We start from the raw sequence: 15,707 nt of genomic DNA, 5'->3' as shown, positions 1-15,707 counted from the left end.
AGACCTGTGCATTGTGACGCATTAGCGACAAGTGTTACTCAGCGTCAATCCCCCGGTCCCAGAAGATCACTCACTCGGCCTATCCCCAGCTGTGGAAAACCCTGTGGATGATCGCTGGCCGTGTTGACCCGGGTGATGTCGGGCAGGTCCGGACGCCCTGTGGGCCGTCGGTGGATAACTCGGGCATAACCCCCCACTCCACCTGGGGACGAGCGGGCATCGTCGGTGGACGGGATGTGGACAACCCGCCGTCGTCCCCAGGCAACGTTGTGTGTCCACCGATCGCTCCACACGGAGTACACAGGCCCGTCCGGCCCCTGACGTGCGGAGACGAAAGTTGTCCACAACGTCCACAGGCCCTATGACAACGATGAGACCTATTCACCTGGATCGATCCGCCCCGCGTACATCTGGGGACGAGGGCATGAACGAGCCTCCACGGATCACGGAGAACCCACGGGCCGGGACGGCACGAGAACGGCTGGGGAGAACTACACGTCGCGGCGGTCGTTGCACTACTGTCGTGCGGGACTGGACGCGTGTGCGGTCCGAGTGGAGAGCAGGAGCAAGCGATGAGGAGAGACCGACGGTGAAGTTCCGACTGGAGCGTGAGGTCCTCACCGAGGCGGTCACCTGGGTGGCCCGCGCGCTGCCCAACCGCCCGCCGACCCCGGTGCTCGCCGGCGTCCTGATCGAGGCCAAGGACGACGACACCGTCACGCTGTCGGCCTTCGACTACGAGATCTCCGCTCGGCTCACCATCGCCGCCGAGGTCACCGAGGCCGGGTCCGCGCTCGTCAACGGCCGCCTGCTCGCCGACATCTGCCGCAACCTGCCCGCCAAGCCGGCCGAGCTCGCCACCGACGGCTCCAAGGTCCAGCTCACCTGCGGGTCCAGCCGCTTCGCGCTGCTGCAGATGCCGGTCAGCGACTACCCCACGCTCCCCAGCAGCCCCGAGCCCAGCGGCTCCATCGACGGCACGACCTTCACCCAGGCCGTGGCCCAGGTGCACGTGGCGGCCGACCGCGGTGACACCCTCCCGATCCTCACCGGCGTCCGCGTCGAGATCGATGGCGACAAGATGACGCTGCTGGCCACGGACCGCTACCGCCTGGCGATGCGCGAGCTCACCTGGAGCCCCTCCGCACCCGGCACCGCCCACGTCGCGCTGATCCCGGCCCGCCTGCTCTCCGACACCGCGAAGTCGCTCGGTGCCTCCGGCTCGGTCGAGATCGCCCTGGGCGACGCGGCCGGCGGTAACGGCCTGGTCGGCTTCGAGGCGGGCACCCGCCGCACGACGACCCGCCTGCTCGACGGCGAGTACCCCAAGGTCACGTCGATCTTTCCGTCCTCGGTCGACAGCGAGGCCGTCGTCGAGACGGCGGCGCTGGTCGAGGCCGTCAAGCGCGTCGCCCTGGTCGCCGAGCGCAACACCCCGGTGCGGCTGCGCTTCACCGACGGCCAGCTGGCCATCGAGGCCGGTGCCGGCGACGACGCGCAGGCCAGCGAGGCGGTGCCGTGCACGATGACCGGCCCGGAGCTCGAGATCGGCTTCAACCCGCACTTCCTGCTCGACGGCCTCGGCGCCCTCGGCACGTCGCACTGCCGCCTGCAGTTCACCCAGCCCAGCCGCCCGGCCGTGCTCGTCGGCCAGGCCGACGCCGACGCCGAGCCGGACATGAGTTATCGCTACGTCCTGATGCCGGTGCGCTTCCCCGCCTGACCCGCCACCGCTGCCCGACCACCACCGCACCCACCCCCCGGAACCCACTAGCCCCGACCTCCTCGTCGGCGCCCACCGCGCCAGGAAAGGTTCACCCATGCAGCTCGGACTCATCGGCCTCGGCAAGATGGGCGGCAACATGCGCGACCGCATCCGTGCGGCCGGGCACGAGGTCGTCGGCTACGACCACAACCCCGACGTCAGCGACGCCACCTCCCTCGAGGACCTGGTGAGCAGGCTCGAGGCACCGCGCACCGTGTGGGTCATGGTCCCGGCCGGAGACCCCACCCGCGAGACGATCCAGCAGCTGTCCGAGGTCCTCGACGAGGGCGACCTCGTGATCGACGGCGGCAACAGCAAGTTCACCGACGACGCCGTCAACGCCGAGCTGCTGGCCGGCCAGGGCATCGGCTACCTCGACTGCGGCGTCTCCGGCGGCATCTGGGGCAAGGACAACGGCTACGGCCTGATGTGCGGCGGCGGCGACGAGCTCGTCGAGCGCGCGATGCCGATCTTCGACGCGCTGCGCCCCGAGGGTCCGCGCGAGGAGGGTTTCGTCCACGCGGGCAAGGTCGGCGCCGGCCACTACGCCAAGATGGTGCACAACGGCATCGAGTACGGCCTGATGCACGCGTACGCCGAGGGCTTCGAGCTGCTCATGGCCAAGGACATCGTCGAGGACGTCGAGGGCTGCTTCAAGGCGTGGACCCGCGGCACCGTCGTGCGGTCCTGGCTGCTCGACCTCATGGTCAAGGCGCTGGAGGAGACCCCCGACCTCGAGGGCATCAGCGAGTTCACTACGGACTCCGGCGAGGGTCGCTGGACCCTCGAGGAGGCCATCGAGCTCGCCGTCCCCATGCCGGTGCTCGCAGCCTCTCTGTTCGCGCGCTTCCAGTCGCGCCAGGAGAACTCCCCCGCCATGCAGGCCGTCGCCGCCCTGCGCGGCCAGTTCGGCGGCCACGCCGTGCAGATGCTCGAGGGCACGCCCAAGTCCGACGTCCACCGCGGCGCCGAGGAGAAGAGCGACGACACGGGCGCGAAGGCCGAGGGCCGTCAGGGTGGCGGGGACGAGTCCGGCACCCAGGACCTGCAGCAGCACTGAGGTGTACGTCCGGCACCTGTCCCTCGGCAGCTTCCGCAGCTACGAGACCGCGGAGCTGCCGCTGGGACCGGGTGTCACGACCTTCGAGGGCCTCAACGGCCAGGGCAAGACCAACCTGGTCGAGGCCATCGGCTACCTCGCGACGCTCGGCTCGCACCGGGTCGCGCAGGATGCGCCCCTCGTGCGTCATGGCGCCGAGCACGCGATCGTGCGCGGCGTGGTCGTGCGGGACGGTCGCGAGACGCTGATCGAGCTTGAGATCACCCCCGGCCGGGCCAACCGGGCCAAGCTCAACCGCTCCCCCGTGACCCGCACCCGCGAGGTCCTGGGGTCCTTGCGGACGGTGCTCTTCGCCCCCGAGGACCTCGCCCTGGTCAAGGGGGACCCCTCCGAGCGCCGGCGCTTCCTGGACGACCTGCTCGTGCAGCGCCAACCCCGCTGGGCGGGGGTCCGCGGCGACTACGACAAGGTCGTCAAGCAGCGCAACGCCCTGCTCAAGTCCGCCGCACCGGTCCTGCGCAAGGGCTCGCGCCGGCGGTCGGCATACGACCAAGCACCGGTGGAGGACTCCCGGGCGAGCGCCCTGCACACCCTGGACGTGTGGGACCAGCACCTCGCGCAGGTCGGGTCGAGCCTGCTCTATGCCCGGCTGCGCCTGCTGCGCGACCTCGGCCCCTATCTGGCGCAGGCCTATGACGAGGTGAGCGCGGGACAGTCCGACGCACGGGTCACCTATCGCTCGTCCCTGCACGAGGAGGCGGCCGCTCGCCTCGCCGAGGGCGAGGTGCCCGAGATCCCCGAGCTCGCCGAGCTGATCGTGGACTCGCTGGCCCGGGTCCGGGACCAGGAGGTCGAGCGCGGGATCACGCTGGTCGGGCCGCACCGCGACGACCTCGTCCTGGGGCTCGGAGACCTGCCGGCCAAGGGCTACGCCTCCCACGGCGAGTCCTGGTCCTTCGCGCTCGGGCTGAGGCTCGCGGCCTTCCAGCTGCTCCGCACGGACCTGCGCGAGGACCCGGTCCTGATCCTCGACGACGTCTTCGCCGAGCTCGACGCCGGACGACGCTCGCGGCTCGCCGGTCTCGTGGCGGACTGCGAGCAGGTGCTCATCACCGCGGCAGTCGGTGACGACATCCCGTCCGAGCTCGGCGAGAGTGCGCGGTTCCACGTGAAACGCGGGGAGGTGAACCCCGTTGAGCAGCCAGCCTCCTGACCAGCCGTATGACGGGGCCCCGCCCGACGACGCCGCGGGCCGTGCGGCCGAGCGGGACGATCACGCCGACGAGCCGGACCCCCGCCTGGACCCGGACGCGGCCAGAACGGCAGCGTCCGCCGCGCTGCTGCGGGCCCGGACGGTGGCCAAGGGCAAGGGCCTGCGCCCCGGCTCGATGGCCAAGCGACGTCGCCGTCCGTCGGAGGTGATGCTGAGCGGCTCGGCCGCCGAGGTCGACGGACGAGACCCGCTCCTGCTCGGGGACACCCTCGAGCGCCTGGTGGCCGGCCGGGGCTGGCAGTCGGACGTCAAGGTCGGGTCGGTGATGGGGCGCTGGCCGCAGGTCGTGGGGTCCGACGTGGCGGAGCACAGCGAGCCGGTGACCTTCGACGAGGGGGTGCTGACGGTGCGGGCGTCGTCGACGGCGTGGGCCACCCAGCTGCGGCTCATGGCGTCGACGATCCTCGGGCGGTTGTCGGCCGAGGTGGGCGAGGGGGTCGTGGAGGAGCTGCGGGTCGTCGGGCCGAGCGCCCCGCGGTGGGGGCACGGGCGCCGACGCGCCACGGACGGGCGCGGCCCGCGGGACACCTACGGCTGAGCCACTGACCTCAGGGGGCGGTCGAGTAGGTCGCGACGACGACGTCCATGACCTTCTTGACCGTGGCGGCGTCGGCCGCGCCGATCGCGATCACGTCCTGCTGGCCCTGGCTGGTGACCGCGAGCTGGGAGCCGTGCAGGACGGTGCCGTCGACGGTGGCGTGGTAGTCGCCGCGAACGCCCGGCCCCACCGCGGTCTGCGGCTTGCTCTGGGCGTCGAGGGTGCCGGTCTCGCCGCGGGTGCCGGAGGTGAGCTGGTCGCCGTCCTCGAAGGTTCCGCCGCCGATGGCGCGGATCAGCAGGTTGGGCGCCGTCTCCCCGGTGTTGGGCCCCACCGCGATCGCGAAGGCCCCCGACGACACGAGACTCGTGAGCTCCGCCTCGGTGTAGCCGAGGTTCTCTGCCGCCGTGGCGTAGGCCGGCGTCCCCTTCTGGTCGCGCAGGGTGGCGACGTCCAGGGCCTTCCAGGTCGTGGGGATGGCGAGGCGGGTGCCGAGCGCGGGCACGGTGAGCCACTGGTGACCCTTGGGGAGGGAGACGGCTGCGGCGGGGGTGCTGGCGGTGCTCGTCGCGCCGCTCGACGTCTCCGTCTCCGACGCCGACGCCGTCGCCGTCGCTGGCGCCGAGCCCGACGGTGAGCCCGATGCGGAGGCGGGCGCAGAGGCAGAAGCACTGGCAGACGCGGTGGTGGAGGTCGTGGTGGAGGTGGTCGCGGCGCCGGAGCCGCCCGAGCAGGCGGTCACCAGGGCGATCGAGGAGGCGAGGGCTGCGATGGCGAGACGACGATCCATGCCTTCACGGTAGACGACAGGTCAGACGGCAGGACAGACGACAGGATGCCTCACCCGTGCTTGCGCACGTGCTCCGACCCCGCGACGAGCAGGCCCTGCAGGGGCAGCCGACCATAGGCGATGGCCTGCTGCTTGGCCGGCTTGCGTCGCCAGTCCCACGCCATCTGCACGTTGGCGGGGAACACCGCGACGAACAGCGCCGTCGCCGCCGCGCCACCCAGCCGGCGGGTCCGGGGCGCCGCGAGCAGCGCCGCGGTGGCCAGCTCCGCCACGCCGGAGCCGTAGGTGTACCACCGCGCCGGACCGGGCAGCGCCGGTGGCACGATCGAGTCGAAGGGGCGCGGCTTGCGGAAGTGCTGGACCCCCGCGACGGTCAGCAGGCCGACCAGGGCGAGCGTCGTTCGGGGGGCGTGGGAGGCGGCGTCGGGCGTCATACGGCAGACCCTAGGTCCTCGCCCGAGGTCTCAGGAGCCCTGGGCGGGGGCAAGTCACGAGAATGACCTTCCTCGACACTCTCGGCGTCACCGGCAGCGACCCCTCGGCCACGGACCGTCCCGGTGACGACGCCGGGCTGCGCGTCACGCCCACCGACGAGCACAGCAACGTCAACGGCGGCGTGCACGGCGGGCTGCTCGGCACCCTCCTCGACTCCGTCATGGGCGACGCCGTTCGCTCCGACCTGCCCGACGGCGAGAGCGCCGTGACCGTCTCGCTCACCGTGACCTTCCTCTCCGGGGCCAAGGTCGGCGAGGAGCTGCTCGCCAGCGCCGAGGTCCGCAAGCAGGGAGGATCGCTCGTCATGGTCGAGGGCGACGTGGTCCGCGCCGAGGACGACAAGGCCATCGCCCACGGCGTCGCCACGTTCTCGGTGATCGACGTGACCGACGGGGACTGACGCGCGGGATGATGGTGGCGATGAGCTCTCCCAGCCTGCGCCGCCACACGCGCACGATCCTGCGCCTCAACCCCTCACCGCCGCGATGGCCGGTCGCGGTCAAGGCCGCCGTGGCCATGGCGGTGCCCCTGTCCGTCGGGCAGCTGGCCGGGCACCTGTCCCTCGGTCTCGTGGCGAGCCTCGGGGTCTTCACCATCCTGTATGGCGCCACCGCGCCCGGCCGCTTCCGGGCCCGGGTCATGGCGCTGGCCGCCCTCGGCCTGACCGGGGCGGTGGCGCTGGGGGCGATGACGGCGGGCCACCCCGTCGTGACGGTCGCGGTGCTCGTGGTGGTGGCGATGGTCGCGGCGTTCGTGTGCGTGGCGCTCAAGGTCGGGCCACCCGGCTCCTACTTCTTCGTCCTGGTGCTGGGCGTGGGCAATCTCGCGGTCACCCACGGCGCGGCTCCCTGGAGCGTGGTGGCGCTGACCTTCGCCGGAGCGGTGTCGGCGTGGGTGATCGGCATGGCGGACCTGCTCGTGGCGCCGCACCGGGCCGAGCAGCGGGCGACCGAGGCGGCGGAGGGCGCCATACGGGCGTTTGCCGCCGGTGTCCCCCAGGACCCGGCTGACCCGGCCCCAGAGCCCGGCAAGGACGACGACGGCGACCTCGAGGCGCTGCGAGCGAGCGCCTCGGGCGCGCTGCACCGGGCCTGGACCGCCGTCACCGACGGTGGTCGGCCCCCACGGCTGGTGGAGCGCCTGGAGCGCGCCCAGCTCACCTATGCCGCCGCGAGCGCACGCCTGGCCGGGGCCCGGCTGGGCGTCGAGCCCCGACCGTGGGGATCGGTGGACGACGAGGCCGCCGATCACGACGTCCGGAGCGGCGAGCAGGAGCCACTCGTCGATGCGGCCGTCGACGCCGAGCAGCTGCGCGACACCGCCCTCGGTCGACCCGGTGCGGGCTACCTGCTGCGGGAGGCGGCGCGATGGCCGTCAGAGGTGCTGCTCATGGTGCTGCGCGTGGGTCTGGCCACCACGTTCGCCGGTCTGGTCGCGCACGTCCTGCACCAGGGCCACGTCTACTGGGCCGTCTGCTTCGCCGCGCTGGTCCTGCACCAGGGCGGCACCCGCGAGGTCCAGACCGTCCGCGGCGTGCATCGCACCCTCGGGACGCTGGTCGGGCTCCTGATCTTTGCGGGGCTGCTGGCGCTGGACCCGCAGGGCTGGTGGCTGGTGGTCGTCGTGGCCGGCATGCAGCTGGTCGTGGAGCTGCTCATCACGCGCAACTACGCGCTCGCCGTGGTCGTGATCACCCCGCTCGCCCTCACCATCGGTATGGCGTCCGCCCCGGGCGAGCCCGTGTCCTCGGTGGTGGCGGACCGCCTGGTCGACACGCTCGTCGGCGTGGCGTGCGCCCTGCTCGTGCTCTGGGCGACGGGTCGACGGGCGCCGGAGGTCGTGCTGCGAGCGCACGCCCGGCGGGTCGTCGTCGCGACCGAGCGCGTCATGGTGGACCTCGCCGCCGGCGCCCTCGAGACGCGGGACGCGCTGGACCACAGACGCAACCTCTACTACGAGCTGCTCGAGTCCGACGTCGTCGCCCGACGAGCGCTGGCCGACAGCCGCGACGCCGTCGGTCCCTATCACCGGATGGAGCGCTCGCTGGCCGCGCTCGGCTATCTCGTGCTCGGGGCGTGCTGGCACCCGGACATCCGCCGGGCGCACGCGGCCTTCGACCGGGCGCGGGGCCCGCTGGAGCGGATCATGGCCGACCCCGTCACCACGCCGCGCCCCGCCGAGGCCATCGAGCGCGACGTGCGTGAGGTCGAGGAGCTCGTGCTGAGCCTCCGCTGACGCCCCATGGCGGGGCGGGTGGCGGCCCACAGGGGCCTCTCGCGACCCCGTCCGTGAGGGGGACCATGCAGATGGCGGAAATTTTCCGCCGACATGGCTCCCAGGGGCCTCAGGAGGCGTGTTTTACCTCCCGCGACCGATAGACTGACGGACGGTCAGCCAAGGTGGCGACCGGTGTCCGGCCTCATCACGGCACGCGCATGACGCGGCCGAGGGCGCGACCCCTGCCCGCATCACGGGCCAGGGTCGTGCGGGAGGTTTCCGGCATACGCGCGATCGATTGTGAGGAGCACTGTGGCCGACGTCGAGGAGCCCACCGGTCCCGAGGCCGTCGAGAAGCTCGCCGAGGACCTCGCCCAGCAGGCGCCGGCCCCCAGCGGCGACTACGACGCCAGCTCGATCCAGGTGCTGGAGGGGCTCGAGGCCGTCCGCAAGCGCCCGGGCATGTACATCGGGTCCACCGGTGAGCGCGGTCTGCACCACCTCGTGTGGGAGATCGTGGACAACGCCGTGGACGAGGCGATGGCGGGGTTCGCCGACCGCGTCGACGTGACCCTGCTCGCCGACGGAGGGGTGCGCGTCGTCGACAACGGGCGCGGCATCCCCACCGGCAAGAACGAGCAGTACGGCATGAGCACCGTCGAGCTCGTCCTCACCCAGCTGCACGCCGGCGGCAAGTTCGGCGGCGGTGGCTACAAGGTGTCCGGCGGTCTGCACGGCGTGGGCTCGTCGGTGGTCAACGCCCTGTCCACCCGGCTGGTCGCCGAGGTGCACCAGCTGGGCCACGCCTGGCGCGTCGAGTTCGACCACGGCGAGGCCGTCGCCCCCCTGGCCAAGGAGGAGGCGTCGGACCGCAACGGCACGACCATTACCTTCTGGGCCGACGACAAGATCTTCGAGACGACGACCTACGACTTCGAGACGATCCGGGCCCGCTTCCAGCAGATGGCCTTCCTCAACAAGGGCCTGACCATCGTCCTCACCGACGAGCGTCCCCAGGCGCAGGCCGACGCCGACGCGGACCTCGAGGCCGAGGAGATGGGCGCGGTCGACAGCGTCGAGACCGAGGCCGGCGAGGGCGCCGACGAGGGCGCGCAGGAGGAGGTCGCCAAGGACCGGGCCGGCAAGGCCAAGGGCCGCTCGGTGACCTACCGCTACGACAACGGCCTGCTCGACTACGTCAAGCACCTCAACACGTCCAAGCGTGCCGACGTCGTGCACGACGACATCATCGACTTCGAGCTCGAGGACCAGGGCAAGTCCCTGTCCGTCGAGATCGCCATGCAGTGGACCAACGCCTACTCCGAGTCGGTCCACACCTACGCCAACACCATCAACACCCACGAGGGCGGCACCCACGAGGAGGGCTTCCGAGCCGCGCTGACCCGCATGATCAACGACTTCGCGCGCAAGCAGAACCTCCTCAAGGACAAGGACGAGAACCTCACCGGCGACGACATCCGCGAGGGCCTCACCGCCGTCATCTCGGTCAAGCTCGGCGAGCCGCAGTTCGAGGGCCAGACCAAGACCAAGCTCGGCAACTCCGAGGTCAAGGGCTTCGTGCAGGGCGCGATGACCGACCGGTTCGGCGACTGGCTCGAGCGGCACCCCACCGAGGGTCGCGAGATCGTCCGCAAGGCCGTGCAGGCGTCCGCAGCGCGCATCGCCGCCCGCAAGGCCCGCGAGGCGACCCGCCGCAAGGGGCTCATGGAGTCCGGCGGCCTGCCCGGCAAGCTCAAGGACTGCCAGTCCAAGGACCCCTCGGTCTCCGAGGTCTACATCGTCGAGGGTGACTCCGCCGGCGGCTCCGCCGTCCAGGGCCGCAACCCCTTCAACCAGGCGATCCTCCCGATCCGCGGCAAGATCCTGAATGTCGAGAAGGCCCGCATCGACAAGGTCCTCGCCAACCAGGAGGTCCAGGCCCTCATCTCCGGCTTCGGCACCGGCGTCGGTGAGGACTTCGACATCACCCGGGCGCGCTACCACAAGATCGTGCTCATGGCCGACGCCGACGTCGACGGCATGCACATCCGCACGCTGCTGCTGACGCTGCTGTTCCGCTTCATGCGCCCGCTGATCGAGGCCGGCTACGTCTACCTCGCCCAGCCCCCGCTCTACCGCCTCAAGTGGTCCAACCGCGAGCACGAGTTCGCGTTCAGCGACCGCCAGCGCGACGAGATGGTCGCCGCCGGTCAGGCCAACGGTGGCCGGCTCCCCAAGGACGCCCCCATCCAGCGCTACAAGGGCCTCGGCGAGATGAACTACCAGGAGCTGTGGGAGACCACGATGGACCCCGACCACCGGGTGCTCCTGCAGGTCACCCTCGACGACGCGGCCGCCGCGGACGAGATCTTCTCCGTGCTGATGGGCGAGGACGTCGAGTCGCGGCGGTCGTTCATCCAGCGCAACGCGCGGGACGTGCGGTTCCTCGATGCGTGATCTCGCGCATGTCGACGGTGGAGCTTCACGGCTGGGCGGCGGGCCTACCATCCGCCGCTCGTTCCTCGCGGCTCCCGCCAAGCCCTCCACGGCCCGCCGCCCAGCCGTTCCGCTCGGGACCGGTCTCCCTGCGGCTCGTGGCCACCAGCACCCTTCTTGCACCTTCGCCCGACGAGAGGCCGTTGACGCATGAGTGAGCAGACTCCTCCTACTGTTGATCGGGTCGAGCCGGTCGACCTGAACTCCGAGATGCAGCGCAGCTACATCGAGTACGCCATGAGCGTCATCGTCAGCCGCGCGCTCCCGGACGTGCGGGACGGGCTCAAGCCCGTGCACCGTCGCATCGTCTACGGCATGTATGACGGGGGCTACCGCCCCGACCGGGGCTACAACAAGTGCTCCCGCGTCGTCGGCGACGTCATGGGTCACTACCACCCGCACGGCGACTCGGCGATCTACGACGCCATCGTGCGCCTGGTGCAGCCGTGGTCGCTGCGCTACCCGCTGATCGACGGGCAGGGCAACTTCGGGTCGCCGGGCAACGACGGCGCGGCCGCGCCGCGATACACCGAGTGCCGCATGATGCCGCTCGCCATGGAGATGGTGCGCGACATCCACGAGGACACCGTCGACTTCAAGGACAACTACGACGGCAAGACCAAGGAGCCCGAGGTCCTGCCGGCGCGGTTCCCCAACCTGCTGGTCAACGGCTCGTCGGGCATCGCTGTGGGCATGGCCACGCAGATCCCGCCGCACAACCTGCGCGAGGTCGCGAGCGCGGTCGAGTGGCTGCTGGCCAACCCCGAGGCGTCCCGCGAGGACCTGCTCGAGGTGTGCATGCAGCGCATCAAGGGCCCGGACTTCCCCACGGGAGCGCTGATCCTGGGCCGTCGCGGCATCGAGGACGCCTACCGCACGGGCCGCGGCTCGGTCGTCATGCGGGCGGTCGTCAACGTCGAGGAGATCCAGGGCCGCCAGTGCCTGGTCGTCACCGAGCTCCCCTACCAGGTCAACCCGGACGCGCTGGCGCTCAAGATCGCCGAGCTCGCCAAGGAGGGGCGCCTGCAGGGCATCGCCGACATCCGTGACGAGACGTCCGGCCGCACCGGCCAGCGCCTCGTGATCGTGCTCAAGCGCGACGCCGTGGCCAAGGTCGTGCTCAACAACCTCTACAAGCACACGCAGCTGCAGCAGTCCTTCGGCGCCAACATGCTGGCGCTGGTCGACGGGGTGCCGCGCACGCTGCCGGTGAGCGCGTTCATCCGCTACTGGGTGGAGCACCAGGTCGAGGTCATCGTGCGCCGCACGACCTATCGCCTGCGCGAGGCCGAGAAGCGCATCCACATCCTGCGCGGCCTGCTCAAGGCCCTCGACGCCCTCGACGAGGTCATCGCCCTGATCCGCGCCTCGCGCACGGTCGAGGTGGCGCGCGACGGGCTGATCGACCTGCTGGACATCGATGAGATCCAGGCCACGGCGATCCTCGACATGCAGCTGCGTCGTCTGGCCGCCCTCGAGCGGCAGAAGATCATGGAGCAGCACGACGAGCTGCAGCGCCTGATCGACGACTACACCGACATCCTGGCCAAGCCCGAGCGGCAGCGGCAGATCATCAAGGACGAGCTCGGCGAGCTGGTCGACAAGTATGGCGACGCCCGCCGCACCGAGATCGTCCCCTACGACGGCGACATGTCCATGGAGGACCTGATCCCTGAGGAGGACGTGGTCGTCACCATCACGCGTGGTGGTTACGCCAAGCGCACCGTCACCCGTGAGTACCGCTCGCAGCACCGCGGTGGCAAGGGTGTGCGTGGCGCCTCGCTGCGTGGCGACGACATCGTGGAGCACTTCTTCACGACGACGACGCACCACTGGTTGCTGTTCTTCACCAACCTCGGTCGCGTCTACCGCGCCAAGGCCTACGAGCTGCCGGAGGGCTCGCGCGAGTCCAAGGGCCAGCACGTCGCCAACCTCATGGCCTTCCAGCCGGGGGAGAAGATCGCGCAGGTCCTGGCGATCCAGGACTACATCAACGTCCCCTACCTTGTCCTCGCCACCCGCAACGGCCTGGTCAAGAAGTCCCGTCTGGACGACTACGACTCCAACCGCTCCGGCGGCCTCATCGCGATCAACCTGCGCGACGGGGACGAGCTCGTGGGCGCCTCGCTGGCGTCGGCGGCTGACGATCTGCTGCTCGTGTCGGTCAAGGGTCAGTCGGTGCGGTTCACGGCGACCGACGACACGCTGCGGCCGATGGGTCGCTCGACCTCGGGCGTGACGGGCATGAAGTTCCGCGACGGCGACTCGTTGCTGGCGATGAACGTCATCGAGGACGGCACCGACCCGGACGTCTTCGTGGTGTTCGAGAACGGCCTGGCCAAGCGGACGCTCTCGTCGGAGTACCCCGTCAAGGGCCGCGCGACGCTCGGTGTGCTCGTGGCCAAGGCCTCGGACCGTGGCGGCGACCTCGTCGGTGCGCTGGTCGTGTCCCCCGAGGACGAGGTCATGCTGGTCATGGAGAAGGGCCGGATCGTGCGCTCCCGCGTCGACGAGGTCCGCTACACCGGCCGCAACACCCAGGGCGTGACCTTCGCCAACCCGGGCAAGAACGACGCGATCGTGGCCGTGGCCCGCAACGTCGAGCGCGCCGCGGAGGAGGAGCTCGAGGAGGCGGGCGCGCTCGCCCCCGAGGGTGACGACGACGCCGGTATGCCGGGCGACGGCCCCTCGGACACCGCCGACACGGGCGCCGGTGACGGCGCTGCGAGCACGACGGAGCCGTCCCCAGGCACTAGCGTGGCCGGGGAGAGCGACGAGACGGACGTGTCCGACGACGCGACCACAGCCGAGGACCCGCAGGAGGACGACCAGTGAGCAGCTCGAGCAGCTCGGCATCCGACCGCACCCAGTCGATGGACGCCGTGAACGACACGGCGGTGCGCGAGCCCGTCCGCACCACGTCGGGCGGTTCCGTCCCGGCGGCGGGCTCGGGCACGGGCAGCGGCCGGCAGGCCAAGCTCCGCGTGCAGCGGGTCGACCCTTTGTCGGTGCTCAAGCTGGCGTTCCTGCTGTCGGTGGCTGCGGGCATCGCGGGGGTCGTGCTGATCGCCGTGCTGTGGATGATCCTCAACGGGATGGGCGTATTCTCGTCGATCAACGAGATGGTGCTCGGGCTCCTGCCGCAGGGCAAGGAGTTCGACCTCATGGACTACGTCGGCTTCAGCCGCGTGCTGTCCCTGTCGATCGTGATCTCGTTCATCAACATCCTGCTGCTGACGGCGCTGGCCACCCTGGCGGCGTTCCTCTACAACATCTGCGCCGGCCTGGTCGGCGGCGTGCGTCAGACGCTGACCGACGACTGACGAGCCGCGAGCCTGGCAGACGGCCGCCCGTTTTGGCCGCAGCACCGGGCATGCGGTAGCGTTACTCCTCGCGTCGAGCACCTTGTCAAGGGGTCCTCGAGGCGGGTGCGGGCCTATAGCTCAGACGGTTAGAGCGCTTCCCTGATAAGGAAGAGGTCACAGGTTCAAGTCCTGTTAGGCCCACCACGTGAGGAGCCACCAGTCCCCGAGACGGTGGCTCCTTTCGTCGTCCGAGCATGATCGCCAGGCACCGCCGCCGGCCCGCCCCGCCTGTCCGCCGCCCCGGATCGTCACGGTGGCTAGGCTGGAGCCCCCGACCCAGGAGGTAGTCATGCGCAAGATCATCGCCGGTCTGCTCGCCGTCGGCGCCGCCGTCGCCCTCACCGAGCGCGAGCGTCGCCGTCGGGCCGAGGACGAGCTGTGGGCCGAGGCCACCAAGCCGGTATAGTCGGCCGAGCGCCTCGCGGCGCATCCGGGGCCTTGGCGCAATTGGTAGCGCACCTGCTTTGCAAGCAGGGGGTTAGGGGTTCGAGTCCCCTAGGCTCCACCCCACGCACAAGGCTCGAACCCTTGCCAACGGAAACGTTGGTGGAGGTTCGGGCCTTGTGTGCGTCTGCGGCCCAGGTCAGAGCGTTGGCGTTGACCTGCGGATCGAGGAGCATTTCGAAGGGCCGGTTGTGCTCGACGCGCAGCTCGTTGTCCTCGTCGATGTAGACCTTCGTGAAGAACGCCTGGTTGCATAGCCGCCGGTTGGTGTCGTCGCAGCGGGCGTAGATGTCGGCGCAGTTGGCGAGCAGTCCGAGGGCGTCGTCGAGGTGGGCGCGGGCGTCGGCGTAGTCGCCGAAGTGGGCGTCGATACGTCGGGTCACCTTGTCGAGTTCGGCGACGATTCGGTCCTGCTCGCGCTTGAGCACGGTCAGCGGGATCGCGTCGGCGTAGTGCGCCTGCATGAGCCGGTCCTGCTCGCTTTCGAGCCGGTCGCGGCTGGTGGTGAGGCGTTCCAATTCCTCGGTTTCGGCGGCCATGAGCCGGTCGAACTCGTGGTGGAGCATCCCCGCGAGTGCGTCCTGCTGAGCCGGCGTGATCTGCACGCGAGAGTAGTAGTCCTCGACGAGCTTCTCGACATCCTCGATGAGCATCGCCTGGCGCGTGCAGTCGGTCCGCTTGGAGTGTCGGCCGGAGCAGACGAAGTAGCAGTACACGTTGCCGTGGCGGTTCTTCGCGTTGGAGACGATGAGCCGCGAACCGCACTGGCCGCAGTGGATAGTGCCTTTGAGGTAGTGGCCGTGGACTTGGGTCGCCTCGACGGCGCACTGGTGCGCGGTGAGCACGGACTGGACCTGGTACCAGACCTCGGCAGGCACGAGCGCCGGGTGGTTGCCCTTGTATCGGGTGCCTCGGTAGATGACATCGCCCTTGTAGTACGGGTTGATCAGGAGGCGATGGATGGTGGACACGGCCAAGGGCTTCGCCGGCCTCTTCGGCGTGGGCAGGCTGCGCAGTCCGCGCGAGGTGAGTTCGTCGTGGAGCTGGCTGACGCTCCAGTTCCCGGATGCGTATGCCTTGAATGCCCACTCGATCATCGGTGCTCGCTCGGGGTCGAGTTCGATGGTGCGGAGCTCGCGGCCCATCTCGTCGCGCTTGCGGACGTTGAGGTAGCCGATGGGTGCTCGTCCGTTCGTGCCGCCACCGATGGCCTTCTGGGTCATGCCCTTGGTGACTTCGGTGTGAACCGCCCCGGGTTTGGTGG

General features: G+C 70.5%; 12 protein-coding genes, 2 tRNA genes and 1 pseudogene. 12 read left to right on the top strand and 3 right to left on the bottom strand.

Annotated features, from left to right (window positions below; all coding sequences use genetic code 11):
• Window positions 1-589 precede the first annotated feature (589 nt).
• The 4 genes from dnaN (at window position 590) to B4K29_RS06525 (ending at window position 4,636) form a co-directional block, all read left to right on the top strand.
• Window positions 590-1,723: a DNA polymerase III subunit beta gene (gene dnaN / locus B4K29_RS06540; RefSeq protein WP_239262021.1), complete on the top strand. Its 1,134-nt coding sequence runs from the start codon at window positions 590-592 to the stop codon at window positions 1,721-1,723.
• 97 nt (window positions 1,724-1,820) lie between these two features.
• Window positions 1,821-2,825, top strand: coding sequence for a phosphogluconate dehydrogenase (NAD(+)-dependent, decarboxylating) (gene gnd, locus B4K29_RS06535; protein WP_286966741.1), 1,005 nt, complete (start codon window positions 1,821-1,823; stop codon window positions 2,823-2,825).
• Window position 2,826: 1 nt separating this feature from the next.
• Window positions 2,827-4,038 (top strand): DNA replication/repair protein RecF, encoded by a 1,212-nt coding sequence (gene recF / locus B4K29_RS06530; protein ID WP_019285987.1) that lies wholly within the window; start codon window positions 2,827-2,829, stop codon window positions 4,036-4,038.
• Complete coding sequence (locus B4K29_RS06525; RefSeq protein ID WP_019285986.1) at window positions 4,019-4,636, top strand: DUF721 domain-containing protein; 618 nt, start codon at window positions 4,019-4,021, stop codon at window positions 4,634-4,636. The genes recF and B4K29_RS06525 overlap by 20 nt, the downstream gene beginning before the upstream one ends.
• A gap of 10 nt (window positions 4,637-4,646) precedes the next feature.
• Here the strand turns inward: B4K29_RS06525 and B4K29_RS06520 are convergent, their stop codons facing one another.
• Together B4K29_RS06520 and B4K29_RS06515 are read right to left on the bottom strand one after the other, a co-directional pair.
• Window positions 4,647-5,426 (bottom strand): hypothetical protein, encoded by a 780-nt coding sequence (locus B4K29_RS06520; protein WP_286966738.1) that lies wholly within the window; start codon window positions 5,424-5,426, stop codon window positions 4,647-4,649.
• A 50-nt stretch (window positions 5,427-5,476) separates the two neighbouring features.
• The gene (locus B4K29_RS06515; protein ID WP_286966736.1) at window positions 5,477-5,860 is read right to left on the bottom strand and encodes a DoxX family protein; all 384 of its coding nucleotides are present in this window, start codon (window positions 5,858-5,860) and stop codon (window positions 5,477-5,479) included.
• Window positions 5,861-5,922: 62 nt separating this feature from the next.
• On the opposite strand from B4K29_RS06515, the gene B4K29_RS06510 reads away from it, so the two are divergent.
• The 8 genes from B4K29_RS06510 (at window position 5,923) to B4K29_RS06480 (ending at window position 14,504) form a co-directional block, all read left to right on the top strand.
• Window positions 5,923-6,321, top strand: a complete 399-nt coding sequence (locus tag B4K29_RS06510) for a PaaI family thioesterase (protein WP_286966733.1) — start codon at window positions 5,923-5,925, stop codon at window positions 6,319-6,321.
• A gap of 20 nt (window positions 6,322-6,341) precedes the next feature.
• Window positions 6,342-8,156: an FUSC family protein gene (locus B4K29_RS06505; RefSeq protein WP_156911410.1), complete on the top strand. Its 1,815-nt coding sequence runs from the start codon at window positions 6,342-6,344 to the stop codon at window positions 8,154-8,156.
• Between the two features lie 294 nt (window positions 8,157-8,450).
• Window positions 8,451-10,595: a DNA topoisomerase (ATP-hydrolyzing) subunit B gene (gyrB, locus tag B4K29_RS06500; protein ID WP_286966730.1), complete on the top strand. Its 2,145-nt coding sequence runs from the start codon at window positions 8,451-8,453 to the stop codon at window positions 10,593-10,595.
• A gap of 189 nt (window positions 10,596-10,784) precedes the next feature.
• A complete protein-coding gene (gyrA, locus tag B4K29_RS06495) occupies window positions 10,785-13,469 on the top strand; it encodes a DNA gyrase subunit A (protein ID WP_286966729.1) in 2,685 nt (894 codons plus the stop codon).
• Window positions 13,466-13,957: a DUF3566 domain-containing protein gene (locus tag B4K29_RS06490; protein WP_239262039.1), complete on the top strand. Its 492-nt coding sequence runs from the start codon at window positions 13,466-13,468 to the stop codon at window positions 13,955-13,957. Before gyrA ends, B4K29_RS06490 begins: the two co-directional genes overlap by 4 nt.
• Window positions 13,958-14,066: 109 nt before the next feature.
• A tRNA-Ile gene (locus tag B4K29_RS06485) sits at window positions 14,067-14,143 on the top strand.
• Window positions 14,144-14,288: 145 nt separating this feature from the next.
• Window positions 14,289-14,405, top strand: coding sequence for a DLW-39 family protein (locus B4K29_RS18415; RefSeq protein ID WP_230082589.1), 117 nt, complete (start codon window positions 14,289-14,291; stop codon window positions 14,403-14,405).
• Window positions 14,406-14,431: 26 nt separating this feature from the next.
• A tRNA-Ala gene (locus B4K29_RS06480) sits at window positions 14,432-14,504 on the top strand.
• Between the two features lie 562 nt (window positions 14,505-15,066).
• On the opposite strand, the pseudogene B4K29_RS18410 reads toward B4K29_RS06480, so the two are convergent.
• Window positions 15,067-15,588: pseudogene (locus B4K29_RS18410) on the bottom strand (recombinase family protein); the annotation flags it as partial.
• Between the last annotated feature and the right edge of the window lie 119 nt (window positions 15,589-15,707).

The sequence above is a fragment of the Arsenicicoccus sp. UBA6765 genome, assembly GCF_002453335.1.
GTDB lineage: Bacteria > Actinomycetota > Actinomycetes > Actinomycetales > Dermatophilaceae > Arsenicicoccus > Arsenicicoccus bolidensis.
Note: the sequence above shows the minus strand (reverse complement) of the source record. Positions and strands in the feature narration are given on the sequence as shown.

Excerpts from the sequence above, each read along its gene's own strand:
- gnd (WP_286966741.1), top strand. The coding sequence starts at position 1,821 with ATGCAGCTCGGACTCATCGGCCTCGGCAAGATGGGCGGCAACATGCGC.
- B4K29_RS06520 (WP_286966738.1), bottom strand. The coding sequence starts at position 5,426 with ATGGATCGTCGTCTCGCCATCGCAGCCCTCGCCTCCTCGATCGCCCTG.
- B4K29_RS06515 (WP_286966736.1), bottom strand. The coding sequence starts at position 5,860 with ATGACGCCCGACGCCGCCTCCCACGCCCCCCGAACGACGCTCGCCCTG.
- B4K29_RS06510 (WP_286966733.1), top strand. The coding sequence starts at position 5,923 with ATGACCTTCCTCGACACTCTCGGCGTCACCGGCAGCGACCCCTCGGCC.
- B4K29_RS06505 (WP_156911410.1), top strand. The coding sequence starts at position 6,342 with ATGAGCTCTCCCAGCCTGCGCCGCCACACGCGCACGATCCTGCGCCTC.
- gyrA (WP_286966729.1), top strand. The coding sequence starts at position 10,785 with ATGAGTGAGCAGACTCCTCCTACTGTTGATCGGGTCGAGCCGGTCGAC.
- B4K29_RS18415 (WP_230082589.1), top strand. The coding sequence starts at position 14,289 with ATGCGCAAGATCATCGCCGGTCTGCTCGCCGTCGGCGCCGCCGTCGCC.